The organism is Pseudomonas akapageensis, from assembly GCF_011355085.1.
Taxonomy (GTDB): domain Bacteria; phylum Pseudomonadota; class Gammaproteobacteria; order Pseudomonadales; family Pseudomonadaceae; genus Aquipseudomonas; species Aquipseudomonas akapageensis.
Map to the genome: position 1 here is coordinate 899 of NZ_VXCP01000073.1, position 1,322 is coordinate 2,220.

Genomic DNA, 1,322 nt, shown 5'->3' on the forward strand with positions numbered 1-1,322 from the left:
CTCATGTAGCTGGAGGTCACGTGACCGACCATGCTCATCGGGATCGTCTGCTTGGTGTTGAACACCAGTTGCGCCCCTTCAGGCAGCAGCTGGGTCGGGTCGACCGGCTTGAGGCCCACCAGTTGCTTGCGGTTCTCGCGCACGCAGTCTTCACGGTTCATGCCGCGCCAGCCGATCCAGGAGAACGGCTTGGTCCGGCCGACGCACCAGCCCATGTTGAGGTCGTCCGGGGTCATCGAGCTGTCGGTGTCCTGGCCGACGATGATGAAGCCCTTCTCGGCCCGCAGCACGTGCATGGTTTCGGTGCCGTACGGGGTCAGGTTGTACTTCTTGCCGGCCTCGACGATCTTTTCCAGCACGCCCATGGCGTAGTCGGCCTGCACGTTCACTTCATAGGACAGCTCGCCGGTGAAGGAGATGCGGAACACCCGCGCCGGCACACCGCCGACCTGACCTTCTTTCCAGGTCATGAACGGGAAGGCTTCCTTGTCCAGGTCGATGTCGGTCACTTCGCTGAGCAGCTTGCGGCTGTTGGGCCCGGACAGGGTCAGGGTCGCCCAGTGGTCGGTGACCGAGGTCAGGTACACCTTCAGGTCAGGCCATTCGGTCTGCTGGTAGATCTCCAGCCACTGCAGCACGCGTGCCGCGCCACCGGTGGTGGTGGTCATGACGAAGTGGTTCTCGCCGATGCAGGCGGTCACGCCGTCGTCGAAGACCATGCCGTCTTCCTTGCACATCAGGCCGTAGCGGGCCTTGCCCACGTCGAGCTTGGTCCAGGCGTTGGTGTAGACGCGGTTGAGGAACTCGCGCGCATCCGGGCCCTGGATGTCGATCTTGCCCAGGGTCGAGGCGTCGAGCAGGCCCACGCTGTCGCGCACGGCCTTGCATTCACGGGCCACGGCAGCGTGCATGTCCTCGCCGCTGCGCGGGAAGTACCAGGGGCGCTTCCACTGGCCGACGTCTTCGAACTCGGCACCGTTCTTCACATGCCAGGCATGCAGCGCGGTGAAACGCACCGGCTCGAACAGGTGGCCGCAATGGCGCCCGGCAACGGCGCCGAAGGTGACCGGCGTGTAGTTGGGGCGGAACATGGTGGTGCCCATCTCGGTGATCGAGATGCCGCGTGAACGGGCGGCAATCGCCAGGCCGTTGATGTTGCCGAGCTTGCCCTGGTCGGTGCCGAAGCCCAGCGCGGTGTAGCGCTTGACGTGCTCGACCGACTCGAAGCCCTCGCGGGTGGCCAGTTCGATGGCCGCAGCGGTGACGTCGTTCTGCAGGTCGACGAATTGCTTCGGCGCCCGGGCGGTGGATTTTTCGTGGGG

Annotated in this window: 1 protein-coding gene; it reads right to left on the bottom strand. The window is 65.0% G+C overall.

Going from position 1 to position 1,322, the window contains the following annotated elements:
• A partial coding sequence (locus tag F2S13_RS28930; protein WP_484573268.1) for an aminomethyltransferase family protein occupies positions 1-1,322 on the bottom strand: 1,322 nt, incomplete at both ends.